This window comes from Nocardia sp. NBC_01377, assembly GCF_045040005.1.
Classification (GTDB): domain Bacteria; phylum Actinomycetota; class Actinomycetes; order Mycobacteriales; family Mycobacteriaceae; genus Nocardia; species Nocardia noduli.
On record NZ_CP109566.1, the window covers coordinates 5193734 to 5206138 of the forward strand.

The 12405-nt window shown below is 68.8% G+C and carries 13 protein-coding genes; 3 read left to right on the top strand and 10 right to left on the bottom strand.

Annotation, left to right across the window (positions count from 1 at the left end):
• Positions 1-51 precede the first annotated feature (51 nt).
• Entirely contained in the window at positions 52-609 is a 558-nt protein-coding gene (locus OG225_RS23850) for a hypothetical protein (protein WP_405177341.1), read from the top strand.
• Positions 610-667: 58 nt separating this feature from the next.
• Here the strand turns inward: OG225_RS23850 and OG225_RS23855 are convergent, their stop codons facing one another.
• Together OG225_RS23855 and dapA are read right to left on the bottom strand one after the other, a co-directional pair.
• Positions 668-2686: an RNase J family beta-CASP ribonuclease gene (locus OG225_RS23855; protein WP_405177342.1), complete on the bottom strand. Its 2019-nt coding sequence runs from the start codon at positions 2684-2686 to the stop codon at positions 668-670.
• Between the two features lie 79 nt (positions 2687-2765).
• Entirely contained in the window at positions 2766-3674 is a 909-nt protein-coding gene (gene dapA, locus OG225_RS23860) for a 4-hydroxy-tetrahydrodipicolinate synthase (protein ID WP_405177343.1), read from the bottom strand.
• A 147-nt stretch (positions 3675-3821) separates the two neighbouring features.
• Between dapA and OG225_RS23865 the strand changes: the two genes are divergently transcribed.
• Complete coding sequence (locus OG225_RS23865) at positions 3822-4265, top strand: toxin-antitoxin system HicB family antitoxin (protein WP_405177344.1); 444 nt, start codon at positions 3822-3824, stop codon at positions 4263-4265.
• Between the two features lie 18 nt (positions 4266-4283).
• Here the strand turns inward: OG225_RS23865 and OG225_RS23870 are convergent, their stop codons facing one another.
• The 8 genes from OG225_RS23870 to OG225_RS23905 form a co-directional block, all read right to left on the bottom strand.
• Positions 4284-5483, bottom strand: coding sequence for a winged helix-turn-helix domain-containing protein (locus OG225_RS23870; RefSeq protein WP_405177345.1), 1200 nt, complete (start codon positions 5481-5483; stop codon positions 4284-4286).
• 68 nt (positions 5484-5551) lie between these two features.
• Positions 5552-6571 (bottom strand): hypothetical protein, encoded by a 1020-nt coding sequence (locus OG225_RS23875; RefSeq protein WP_405177346.1) that lies wholly within the window; start codon positions 6569-6571, stop codon positions 5552-5554.
• Entirely contained in the window at positions 6564-7853 is a 1290-nt protein-coding gene (locus OG225_RS23880) for an ATP-binding protein (protein WP_405177347.1), read from the bottom strand. Before OG225_RS23880 ends, OG225_RS23875 begins: the two co-directional genes overlap by 8 nt.
• A complete protein-coding gene (locus OG225_RS23885; RefSeq protein ID WP_405183352.1) occupies positions 7850-8542 on the bottom strand; it encodes a response regulator in 693 nt (230 codons plus the stop codon). Before OG225_RS23885 ends, OG225_RS23880 begins: the two co-directional genes overlap by 4 nt.
• Before the next feature lie 153 nt (positions 8543-8695).
• Positions 8696-9148, bottom strand: coding sequence for a flavodoxin family protein (locus OG225_RS23890; protein ID WP_405177348.1), 453 nt, complete (start codon positions 9146-9148; stop codon positions 8696-8698).
• Between the two features lie 3 nt (positions 9149-9151).
• Positions 9152-9586 carry a hypothetical protein gene (locus OG225_RS23895; protein ID WP_216916294.1) on the bottom strand — a complete coding sequence of 145 codons (435 nt, stop codon included), beginning with the start codon at positions 9584-9586 and terminating at the stop codon, positions 9152-9154.
• Positions 9587-9769: 183 nt separating this feature from the next.
• A complete protein-coding gene (dapB, locus tag OG225_RS23900) occupies positions 9770-10516 on the bottom strand; it encodes a 4-hydroxy-tetrahydrodipicolinate reductase (RefSeq protein ID WP_405177349.1) in 747 nt (248 codons plus the stop codon).
• Positions 10517-10680: 164 nt separating this feature from the next.
• Positions 10681-11784 (bottom strand): alcohol dehydrogenase catalytic domain-containing protein, encoded by a 1104-nt coding sequence (locus tag OG225_RS23905; RefSeq protein WP_405177350.1) that lies wholly within the window; start codon positions 11782-11784, stop codon positions 10681-10683.
• A 202-nt stretch (positions 11785-11986) separates the two neighbouring features.
• Here OG225_RS23905 and OG225_RS23910 point away from each other — a divergent pair, with 202 nt between their 5' ends.
• Positions 11987-12379 (top strand): VOC family protein, encoded by a 393-nt coding sequence (locus tag OG225_RS23910; RefSeq protein WP_405177351.1) that lies wholly within the window; start codon positions 11987-11989, stop codon positions 12377-12379.
• Positions 12380-12405: the final 26 nt, after the last annotated feature.

Below are 12405 nucleotides of genomic sequence, written 5' to 3' on the forward strand. Positions count from 1 at the left end.
ATCGCCGCCCGTTCCGGGTGCGGCGAATTACTTTCACACCAGGGGAATTTCGTGAAACTTCGCTCTGTGCGCGCCGTCGTGGCCGTGCTCACCATCGGCGCGGCCGTCGGCCTCGCCGCGTGTTCCTCCTCCGACGGCGGGGACTCCGGCGCGTCGCCCGCCACCACCTCGGTCGCGAACAACTTCGAATCGGGTAAGAGCCAGGACGCGCTCATCGAGGGCGAGGCGCCGACCTCGACCACGCCGCCGAATCTGGCGAAACCGACGGCCGAGGAACTCAATACTCGTATCAACCGGGCATTCGATCCGGCGGTCGGCGCCGAGGAGAAGACCGCGTGGGTGCAGGATGCCGAACGGGATCCGCAACTGGTCGACAAACTCGTCGACGCCGCGAAACGCAACAATGTGAAGGTGACGATCACCGGCGTGCAGAATCCCGTCGACGGGAAATTGAAAGCCGACGCCGACGTCACGATCGACGGTAAACCGGTGCGGGACGCCTTCGTCGAATTCGTCGCGCAGGACGATCAGTGGAAGGTGTCGAACCTGTTCACCTGCAATATCGTGCGAGCGGCAAAACTCGATTCGGCGGCCTGCCAAGCAAGGTAGTGCACGCGAAAAGGCGCCGGAAGCCTGTGGCTCCGGCGCCTTTTCGCGGTTCGGGTACTCAGACTCCGATGACGGTGGGCACGATCATCGGACGACGGCGGTAGGTGTCGGCGACCCAGCGCCCGACCACCCGGCGCACGCCCTGGGCGATGCGGTGGGTCTCGGTGACGCCCTCGCTCGCCAGGCGCAGCAGTTCGGCCTCGACGAGTTCGGCCGCCGCGGTCAGCGCCGTCGGATCGTCGGAGAAACCGCGTCCGCTGACTTCCGGTGTGCTGACCGCCTTCCCGGTGGTCGAGTCGATCGCGACGGTGATCGAGATGAATCCGCCCTCGCCGAGCACGAGGCGATCCGACAATGTCGATTCGCCGACATCGCCGACCGAAAGGCCGTCGACGTAGACGTGACCGACCGGGACCCGGCCGACGATCGAGGCGATCCCGTCGACCAGGTCGACCACGACGCCGTCCTCGGCGAGCACGACCCGTTCCTCAGGCACGCCGGTCGCGATCGCGAGCGCGGCGTTGGCGCGCAGATGACGCCATTCGCCGTGCACGGGCATGGCATTGGTCGGGCGCACCGCGTTGTAGAGGTAGAGCAGTTCACCGGCGGACGCGTGACCGGAGACGTGCACCTTCGCGTTCTGCTGGGTGATGACCGTCGCGCCGAGCCGGGCCAGACCGTTGACGACGGCGAATACCGAATTCTCGTTGCCGGGGATCAGCGAGGAGGCCAGCACGACCAGATCGTCGGGGCGGATGTGGATCTGACGGTGATCGCCGCGCGCCATCCGCGACAGCGCCGACAGCGGTTCGCCCTGCGAACCGGTGGAGATCAGGACCAGCCGGTCGCCGGGCAGCGTGGCGGCCACATCGAGGTCGACCACCACGTTGTCGGGCACCGTCAGGTAGCCGAGATCCTGCGCGATCTGCATATTGCGCACCATCGAGCGGCCGATGAAACACACTCGGCGCCCGTACTTCTGGGCCACGTCGACGACCTGCTGGATGCGGTGCACGTGACTGGCGAAGGAAGCGACGATGACGCGATGCTTGGCCTTGCCGATCACGGTGTCGAGCACACCGCCGATCTCGCGCTCCGGGGTGACGAAACCCGGGACCTCGGCATTGGTCGAGTCGACCAGGAACAGGTCGACACCCTCGTCACCGAGCCGGGAGAATCCGGCCAGGTCGGTCAGGCGGCCGTCGAGCGGCAGCTGATCGAGTTTGATGTCGCCGGTGTGCAGCACGACACCGGCGGGCGTGCGGATGGCGACGGCGAGCGCGTCCGGGATCGAGTGGTTGACCGCGAAGTACTCGCATTCGAACGGCCCGTGGATGGTGGTCTCACCCTCCACGACCTCGGTGAGCTTGGGATGCAGCCGATGTTCACGGCATTTCGCGGCGACGAGGGCGAGGGTGAACTTGGCGCCGAGCACCGGGATGTCCGAACGCATGCGCAGCAGGAACGGCACCGCTCCGATGTGATCCTCGTGGCCGTGGGTGAGCACGATGGCGACGATGTCGTCCATCCGGTTCTCGATCGGCCGGAAGTCGGGCAGGATCAGGTCGACACCGGGCTGCTGGTCCTCGGGGAAGAGCACGCCGCAGTCGACGATGAGCAGTTTGCCGCCGTATTCGAAGACCGTCATATTGCGGCCGATCTCGCCGATACCGCCGAGGGCGAACACGCGCAGCCCATTCTTGGTCAGCTTCGGCGGGGTGCCGAGCCGGTCCTGCGCGGCGACCGGCGGTGGGGCCGGTTGTTCGGCCCGTCCGCGACCGGATTGCTGACGGCCGCGGGCCGGTCGACGCGCGGGCGGCGCACTCTGCGCGGGGGCGTTGCGATCACCGTCCTGGCCGGACTTCTTCGCGCCCTTCGATTCGGACTGCCTCCTGCGCCCGGACTTCTCGGCGGGAGCGGATTCGGTCGACGGCTCGGTCACCGCGGCGGCGGGCTCCTGCGCTTGTTCGGCGGGAGCCGGAGCGGCCGCGGGGGCCGGGGTAGGGGCGGCGGGCGGCGGCGCGCCCGCGGCACGGCTCGCGGTACGACGGGGACGACGGGCCAGGGGCTCACTCATGCGCGGACCTCCACGGCGCTCGGTCGGATATCGGTCACGCTCGTAGTGTCACTGCTCGGACTGTCACTACTCGAATCGCTCACGCCAGCACCCCCGCCAAACGCAGGTCGGCGGCGAGGATGTCGAGTTGTTCGGCATTGGGCATCAGCTGCGGCAGGCGCGGCTCGCCCACGTCGACGCCGAGCATACGCAGGCCGCCCTTGCTCATGGCGACACCGCCCAGACCGGCCATCGCCGCGTTCAGCGGAATCAGGCTCGCGTTGATGCGGCGGGCCCGCTCGACATCGCCGGTGTGATAGGCGTCGAGGAGTTCACGCAACCGCTCGGGCACCAGATGTCCGATGACGCTGATGAATCCGACCGCGCCCACCGAGAGCCAGGGCAGATTGAGGCAGTCGTCACCGGAGTAGAAGGCCAGGCCGGTGCTCGCGATCAGGTCGGCGCCCATGTTCAGATCACCCTTGGCGTCCTTGACCGCGACGATGCGCGGATGTTCGGCGAGGACGCGAATGGTGTCCGGTGCGATGGGCACCATCGATCTCGGTGGAATGTCGTAGAGCGTGACCGGCAGATCGGTGGCGTCGGCGACCGCGGTGAAATGCGCGATCAGACCGGCCTGGGTCGGCCGCGAGTAGTACGGCGTGACCACGAGCAGGCCGTGCGCGCCCGCCCGCTGCGCGTTGCGCGCGAGTTCGATGGAATGCGCGGTGTCGTAGGTGCCCGCGCCCGCGATGACGGTGGCGCGCGCACCGACGGCGTCGACGACGGCGCGCAACAGGTCGGCTTTCTCCGATTCGGTGGTCGTCGGCGATTCGCCCGTGGTCCCGGAGATCGCGAGCAGATCGACACCGCGATCGACCAGGCGAGCGGCCAAGGCCACCCCGGCATCGACATCGAGCTTGCCGTCGGCACTGAAGGGAGTCACCATCGCGACACCTACCGTGCCGGACGCGCACAGCTCCGTTGGCGTCGATTCACCGTTCGTCATGGTCAGAAAGGTTACCCGCTCTGATGGGCACGCTCGACATCCAAGTCCGCCGACGGGTCGGCGGGCGGACGTGATTCGCCTCCCATTTGCCCCGATGACATCAATTCCGACCTTGCGTGACATCAGACATGACACCACAATGGTGTCATGGATCTGACCAAATACACCGCCCGCCTCCGCGAGGATCTCATCGCCGCGGCGGCACTCGGCGACGAGAAAACGCAGGCCACGGCCGCGGCGCTGGCAGCGGCGACGGAAAGTTCGGCGCGGCTCGCCCTGCTGGCCGCACTGTCCGATCTGGCCACCGAGGTCAGCGCGGCGCTCGGCGACCGCACCGTGCACGTCTCGGTGAACGGCACGGACGCGACGGTCGATGTCCGCAAGAATCCGGGCGGTGAGGAGCATCAGACCTTCGAGGAGATGACCGGCGACATCAGTCGCGTCACGCTCCGCATGGTCGAGCAGCTCAAGGCCAAGGCCGAGGAGGCCGCCGCCCAGAGCGGGGTCTCACTGAACTCCTGGCTGTCCACCGCGGTCTCCGGAGCGCTCAAGGACCAGATGCGCGGCTACGGACCCAAACGCGATATCTGAGGCTCGGTTCGCCCGCGATCAGAGCAGCGGCGCGAGATCGCCGCGCTCACCGAACACGATGTCGTCGAGTTCGAGCCAGCCCGCCATCTCACGCAGCGAATTCCGCAACGCCGCGGCGGTTTCCGCGGTGCCGTGCCCGGGTTCGGCGAAAGCGCCCGGCACCAGCAGGCGGCCCTTGGCGCGTTCGGCGCGCAGGTCGACCCGGCCGACGAGTTCGCCGTCGAGCAGGAACGGGAAGACGTAGTACCCGTGCACCCGCTTGTGTTCGGGGGTGTAGATCTCGATGCGGTAGTGGAAGTCGAAGATCCGCTCGATGCGGGGACGGCAGAAGACGAGCGGATCGAAAGGGCACAGCAGGGCGGCGCCCTCGATCCGACGCGGTGTCGCGGCGCCGGCGCGTAGGTAGGCGGGTTTGTCCCAGCCCGCGACTTCCACCGGTTCCAGTTCGCCGTCGGCCACCAGTTCGGCGATCGCGGGCAGGGTCTGGGATCGCTGGAGACGGTAGTAATCACGCAGATCCGATTCGGTGCCGATGCCGTGCGCGGTGGCCGCGCGCAGCACGAGTTCGCGGACCGCGTCCGGCTCGGGAATCTCGCGCGCCGCGATCTCCGGGGGTACGACACGTTCTGTCAGGTCGTAGTGACGGGCGAAGCCGACCCGCTTGGGCACCGAGAGCTCACCCGAGGCGAAGAGCTGTTCGCAGATCAGCTTGGTATCGCTGAGATTCCACCACGAGCCCTTGCGTTTCGGTTTGTCCAGCTCGAGATGACGTTCCACCTCGTTCGCCGTCGAGGGCCCCACGTCGCCGATGACGTCCAGAATGTCCTTGCCCAGGGTGGGATTGCGTTCGACCACGGTGCGCGCCGACCCCCAGCGACCGTTGCGGTACTGCGCCATGCGCCACCGGAACAGCGGCCAATCCTCGACCGGAAGCAGCGCAGCCTCGTGGGCCCAGTACTCCACGAGTTGCCTGGGCCGCCGCGCGGAATCCGACCAGGCCGCCTCGTCGAGCAGCGCGCGGTCGTAGGCACCGATTCTGGCGAAGATCGGCGCGTAGTGCGCGCGCACCACGGCCGAGACCGAATCCAGTTGCAGCACCTGGGTTCTGGCCAGCACATCCAGGACCGTCCTGCGCGTGTTGACCGCGGGCCTGCGCCTGCCGAAGCCCTGTGCCGCCACCGCAGTCCGGCGCGCCGCCGCCGCCGTCATCTTCCGCATCCGGGAAGGATGCCACGAGGGTCCGACACGTTCGGCGGCGAGAACCGGATCGGTCGATCACCCGGCGATCACGTGGTGACCGATACCTCACCCGCGGCGTCGATTTCGGTCCGTCGATCGGCGTCGGAGGCATTCGCCAGTACGGTCGCGAGAATCCGGCGCCCCATCGGCAGCACCCGTACCGTCACCGAACCGGTGTTCGCCGCGTCGAGTTCGCGCGTCGCCGCGTCGATCACCCGCTGACGCACCCACAGCGGAACACCGGCGAAACCACCGTCGTCGAGCAGTACCACCTCGACCCCGCGCGAGCGCGCCCCCCGCGCCGCGCTGCTCAATTCGTCGGTGACCAGCTGCGGCGCACGCAGGCCGTCGCGTAGTTCGGCCTCCAGCAGGCGGCACTGCTCACGTTCGGACGCGGTGAGTTCGACGCCGTCGGCGATACGTTCCAGGATCGGCCGCGCCACCTTGTCCAGTCGGGCGAGTTGCCGGGCGCGTTCACCGTTCTCCGCGGCCATGGTCGCCTCCGCGGCGGCCCGCAGGGTGGCCTCCTCGCGCAACAGCCGCAGCGAACGTTGTGTCGGCCGCATGATCGCCGCGCACACCGACACCCCGGCCACGGTCGCCACCGGGACCACCGATCCGGCGATCACCCCGACCCGCAGACCGGCGACGAGTCCGACCATCGCGACCACGAGCGCGATACCGGCGACACCGATCCAGGCGGCGCCGACGCGACCGCGCAGCACCAGCACGGCGAGCACATAGGAGGAGGCGAAGGCGGTCCACACCGGTTCCGCCCACCCCGTCTCGATCTCGAGCGTGGTCAGCACCGTCGCGATCGGACCGGACGCGGCGACGAACACCGTCGCGGGAACCGGCAGCGGATCCACCGGAATCACCAGCACGAGCGCCCCCGCCGAGGTGAGCAGCCCGATCGCGACCACGACGGCGGGCAACGGCGCGGTCTCGAAGTTGCGGACCATGTACAACACGATCGTCACCTCGAGCACCAGCAGGAACAGCCACGCCGCCCGATCGCGCAGGCCGAGCAGATCGCGAAGCCCGAACTCGGTGTCGGTGTCAGCCATCGCCACCCCAGACCAGGGTCACCGTCGTTCCCTCACCCGGACTCGATTCCACGAAACCCGCGCCACCCGCCAGTTGCCGCATCCGGCCCAGAATGCTGACCGAGACGCCGAGCCGATCGGCGGGCACCTTGCCCAGGTCGAAACCCGCGCCGTCGTCGCGGAACACCACGCGGATACCGCCCGCGCTCACCGTCACCGTCACGGTGCGTCGCAACGCCCGGCCCGGCACGGTGGCGTGACGCAGGCTGTTGCGCACCGCCTCGGCCAGTGCGGCGGCGATGGTGCCCGCCGCGTGCACCGGCAGTCGCAGATCGTCGAAACCCGCCCAGCGCCTGGCGGTGAATTCGATGCCGGAGTTGACCTCGTGCACCGCGGCGCGCAGGAAATGCACGGCGGACTGCGCGTTGAGCAGATCCGGTTCGATATCGCTGCCGCGCGCCGCCTCCAGTTGGGTCAGCGTGCGTTCGGCCTGTCCGCGCAGCACCGGGGATTCGGTCCCGGCACGCGAGGCGTCGAGCAGGGTCGAGAGCACCGCGTCGTGGATGAGGGCGGCGAAGCGCGCGCGCTCGCGGTCCCTGGCCGCGGCCCCCGCGGCGGCGGCGGCCCGGCTGCTCGCGATCGCCGACTCCCGGTCGACGCGCGCGGCGGCGGCCCTGGCGTAGATCGCACACCACAGGAACAGCGCGCACAGTCCGGCCGCCCGGGCGAAATCGCCCGCGAGCGACCAGAAGTCCTCCTGCGGGAAAACCGCTCCGTTGGCCAGGGCCGCCAGTATCGAACCGACGACCAGATATCCGATCGCTGGTGACGGACGCCAGGCCAGCGCCGCGGCCAGCACACCGAGCGCGAACACCCGGTACAGGTACAGCGACGTGGTGTGGTCGGGCATCCGCTCGTACACCGCGGGGGCGAGGGCAAGGGCGAGCAGGTAACTGATCGCCGCGCCCATCGCCACGGCCTGGATCGTCGCCCTGCCCAACCCGATCGAGACCACGGCCAGTACCGGGAACAGGCCGAAGGCCAGCACCGCCACCACGACGGTCCATCCGATCGGCGCGAACCGGCTCTGATCGATGATCTCGGGAACCTCGACCAGGCAGGCGATCACCCCGGCCAGCCCGAAGATCGAGCCGAGTCTGCGCAGGATGCGGTCGGCGGCGGCCTCGTTCTTCGTGCGTTCCGACAGCGCGGTGAAACCCCGCCACCACCGTGCCGTGCGCACCGGATCGACCGAGGCCACACTCGCCGCCGGCACGTCGTCCAGTGTGCCGAACGCGGTCATCCGCGCGGATGCCGCTCGGGAACCGGTAACCAACCGTCCTCGACGGCCCTCTTGTACAGGTCGGTCTTGGTGGGCGCGGGCCTGCCCGCGTCGGCGTACTTCTGCCTGATACGTCCCAGGTAATCGTTGACGGTCTGCTCGGACAGCCCGGTCAGCCGCGCCACCCTCGACGCCTTCTCACCGGAGGCGTACAGCGTCAGCACTTCCTCCTGACGCGGGCTCAGCCCGACATTCGACAACTGCGGGTCGCCGTCGATGGCCGCGGCCCAGTCGGTGGTGATCACCTGTTCGCCGGACGCGGCACGCCGCACCGCCGCGACCACCGTCGGGACATCCTCGGATTTGCGCACCACACCGAGCACACCGGCGCTGGCGGCGGCGCGCACCAGGAAGGCGTTGTCGGCGCCGGTGAACACCAGCACTTCGACGCCGCGTTCGCGCAGCGCGCGCACGTTGTCCTCCGGCGACGAGCCGTCGGCCAGCCGCAGATCCAGCACCACCAGATCCAGATCCACCGTGGCCGAATCACTTTCGGCCACGGTGAGCAGTTCCGGCACCGTCCCCGCTGTCAACACCAGATCCAGATCCGGTTCCGGCGACAGCATCGCGGCCAGTCCGATCGCGACGGATTCGTGGTCTTCGACAAGCCCGATCCGTCGCGGTGCGCTCTCGCCCCCTTCGGCCCACATCACCTCGACACTCCATCCCGAGCGCATCCGGCGCCCACCGCTCCAACGTCACCACGCAGTATGACGGGCGGACGCGGTCCACGGTCAGACACCAGAAATCGGGGGGTACGCCCCGGTCACCGAGGCCCGGGACCATTCCGGGCCCGCGGTCACTCAGTCCATCAACTGCGCGGCGATGGTCGCGCCCAGATTCCAGCACGCCTCGAGATCGGCCCTGGTGGGCTTACCCGACACCACCACGTAGTCGGCGGCCCGCACCCATCCCAATCCGGTCGTGATGGACGTGACGCCCTTCTCGGCGCCCTCGGTGCCCTCGTTGCCGTGCAGGTAGAGGCCGAACGGGCGCCCCCGCGTAGAGTCGAGGCACGGGTAGTAGACGACGTCGAAGGCGTGCTTGAGCGCACCGCTCATGTACCCGAGGTTGGCGGGTGTGCCGAGCAGGTAACCGTCGGCCTCGAGTACGTCGGTCGGCGTCACCGCCAGCGCGGCTCGGCGCACGACCTGCACGCCCTCGATCTCCGGGTCGGTCGCGCCGGAGATCACCGACTCGAACATCTCCTGCGTGAACGGAGACGGGGTGTGGTGGACGATCAGCAGCCGGGCCATCGCCTATCCCTCGCGTTCGAGCCGTTCCAGGGCGACCGCGCGACGCATGGTGTCGCGGGCGCGGCGGCGGTCACCGGCGTAGTCGTAGGCGCGGGCCAGGCGGTAGGAACTGCGCCAGTTGTCGGGGTCCGCTTCCCATTCGCGTTTGACCCGGTCGAACAGTTCGTCGGCCGCCGCCCGTTCGATCCGTCCGGACGGGCGGACCGGCAACTGCGAGACGTCGACCTCCAGACCTTCGGCGACGGCCTTGCGGGCCAATCGCTGATGGTCGAGCGCCGCGCGCACCGTTGCCCAGACGATCCAGACCCCGACCAGGGGCAGGATCAGCACACCGATGCCGATGGCGACGGCGGCGAACTCACCGGAACCGATCAGGCTCACGGCGATGCGGCCGAGCAGCAGGAAGTAGAAGCCCAGGATCAGGACCAGCACCGTGATGAGTCCGACGACGACACGGACGTCGTCCTTGCGTCCGGATTCGCCCGGTGCGGGGACCGGCGTCTCCTCTTCCGGCTGATCAGCCACGATCACACCCGGCGCGGGCTCGGCGGATGTCGACGACACCGATGAGCGCACGGTCGCGTGATCCGATCGGCGCCGACGACGTGCCGGTCGATCCGATCACAGGTCCAGGAACGGGTCGAGGCCGACGGTCAGGCCGGGACGTTTCGCGATCTCGCGCACACCGAGCAGGACGCCGGGGGCGAAGGACGAGCGGTCGATGGAATCGTGGCGGATGGTGAGCGTCTCGCCCTGGGTGCCGAAGAGCACCTCCTGGTGGGCGACGAGTCCGGCCAGGCGCACCGAATGCACGCGCACGCCGTCCGCGTCCGCGCCACGGGCGCCTTCGAGTTCGGTGCTCGTCGCATCGGGACTGAGCCCGACGCCCGCGCGTTTACGCGCCTCGGCGACGAGTCCGGCGGTGCGGTAGGCGGTCCCCGACGGCGCGTCGGCCTTGTTCGGGTGATGCAGTTCGATGATCTCGACCGATTCGAAGAAACGGGCGGCCTGTTCGGCGAAACGCATGGACAGCACCGCGCCGATCGCGAAATTCGGCGCGATGAGCACACCGGTCTCCGGGCGATCGGCCAGCCAGCCGCGCACCCGATCCAGCCGGGCGGCGTCGAATCCGGTGGTACCGACCACCGCGTGGATGCCGTGTTCGACCAGGAATTCGAGATTCCCCATGACGACGTCCGGGTGGGTGAAGTCGACGACCACCTGGGTGCCGGATTCGGTGAACGCCTCGAGCGAATCGTCCTTGTCGACGGTGGCGACCAGTTCCAGATCCGCGGCCGCCCGCACCGCCGCACAGATCGCCTGACCGACTTTGCCCTGTGCTCCCAGCACTCCGACCCGAATGGTCACCGCACCTCCTCGTTTCGCTGACGTTGCCTCAGCCTAATTGGGTACGCACCGCGAACGGTCGCCGCCCTTCTGTGATCCGCGACGCGGAACAGCGCTCGGCCGTGCCTCGCACGGGGCGGACCATGCTCGGCCCTACCTCGCACGGGACGAACAAGGCGCGGCCTTCACTCGAAGACGATCACCTGGCGCAACGCGTGCCCGGCCGCGAGTTCGTCCATCGCGTGATTGATCTGTCCGAGCCCGATATGCGACGACACCAGCCGCTCGACCGGCAGCCCGCCCTCGCGCCACATGCGGACATATTCGGGGATGTCACGCGCGGGCACCGCGGACCCCAGGTAACTGCCGACGATCGAACGCCCCTGGGCGACCAGCGCCAACGGCGAAATACTCGCCTTCGCGTCGGGCGCGGGCAGGCCGACGGTGACGGTCGTGCCGCCCGCTGCTGTGGCGGCGACCGCGGTCTCGAAGGCGCGGATATTGCCCGCCGCCTCGATGACGATCTCCGCCTGCACGCCGTGTTCGGTCAGTTCGGCCGGGGTGTAGGCGGCCGTCGCGCCGAGTTCCTTCGCCAGCGCGAGTTTCTCCGGCACCGTGTCGACGGCGATCAGCTCACCGCCGAGCGAGACGCCGACCAGGACCGCGGCCATTCCGACGCCGCCGAGTCCGACCACCATGACCCGGTCGCCCGGACCGGGCGGTGCGGAATTCAGCAGCGCCCCGCCCCCGGTGAGCACCGCGCAGCCGAGAACCGCGGCCACCTCCGGCGGGACGTCGTCGTCGACGGGAACCACCGAACGGCGGTCGACCACCGCGTGCGTCGCGAACGCGGAGACTCCGAGGTGGTGATGGACCTCCGTGCCGTCGCGGCGCAGCCTACTGCCGCCGTTCAGCAGCTCACCGGCATTGTTGGCGACACTGCCTGGACCGCACGGCGTGCGGCCGTTGCTCGCGCAGCCCGCGCATTCGCCGCAGCGCGGCAGGAAGGTCATCACGACCCGCTGTCCCACGGCGATATCGCTGTCGCCCGGCCCGATGGCCTCGACACGGCCCGCCGCCTCGTGTCCGAGCAGCATCGGCACCGGCCGCACCCGGTTCCCGTCGACCACGGACAGATCCGAATGGCACAACCCGGCCGCTTCGATACGAACCAACAACTCACCCGGTCCCGGATCGCCGAGTTCCAGATCGCACACCGTGATCGGCGTCGAATCGGCGAACGGCGCGGGCGCCGCGATCCGCTCCAGAACAGCACCGTGAATCCTCATTCCTGCGACGCTACCGCGCGCCCGCGACGTGCGAACACACACCGCCGAAGTACCCTCGCGTACCGCCGGAAGCCGCTGTCGGGCATCGACAGCTGGCGAACTCCGGGGTGGCCGACTACCATCGTCGGCCGTGACGGTGCTCCTGTCGGCCGCCTTGTACCGAGCCCAGGGTCGGGGCCGTCACGACACGAGGAGAAATCCCTTGTCGGTACAGTTCAACCACACGATTGTCGGATGCCGCGACCACCGGGTGTCCGCGGAATTCTGGTCGGACATACTGGGTTTGGATATCGCGAGCGAATGGGGCCCGTTCATCGCGGTTCCCACCGCGAACGGCGTGACCTTCGATTTCGCGAATGTCGCCGCGGATGCGGAGATCCCACCCCAGCACTACGCCTTCCTGATATCCGAAGCCGAATTCGACGCGGCGTACGCCAAGATCCAGCGCTACCGGCTCGACCATTGGGCCGATCCACATCAGCGCGGTGTCGGCGAGATCAACCACAACGACGGCGGTCGCGGCGTGTATTTCCTCGACCCGAGCGGTCACTTCCTGGAGATCATCACGGTGCCCTACGGCGGCGGCCCGGCGTAGTCGCCGACCGGATCCGGCTGCCCGAA